The sequence below is a fragment of the Mesorhizobium sp. M2E.F.Ca.ET.219.01.1.1 genome (genome assembly GCF_004016445.2).
Classification (GTDB): domain Bacteria; phylum Pseudomonadota; class Alphaproteobacteria; order Rhizobiales; family Rhizobiaceae; genus Mesorhizobium.
On the sequence record NZ_SADT02000300.1, the window covers coordinates 1 to 279 of the forward strand.

Genomic DNA, 279 nt, shown 5'->3' on the forward strand with positions numbered 1-279 from the left:
GCAACACGCCGCTGCTCGTGCAGATGTATTTCTTCTACTTCGCCGTCGGCAGCCTGATGCCGGTCGGACAGAATGCCATCGGCCTGCCGGTGCCGATGATCGGCAACTTCACCTGGGCGGTGATCGCGCTTTCGCTCTATGCAGGCGCCTTCAACGTCGAAACCTTTCGCTCCGGCATCGGTGCCGTGCACGGCTCCTACGAGGAAGCGGCGCTGGCGCTCGGCTATTCGCGCTTCAAGGCTTTCCGCTATGTCGTGGCGCCGCTGGGACTACGCTTTT

The 279-nt window shown here is 62.4% G+C and carries 1 protein-coding gene; it reads left to right on the top strand.

From position 1 onward, the window contains the following. The coding region (locus EN862_RS35920) for an ABC transporter permease subunit (protein WP_135913362.1) at window positions 1-279 on the top strand (279 nt) is incomplete at both ends.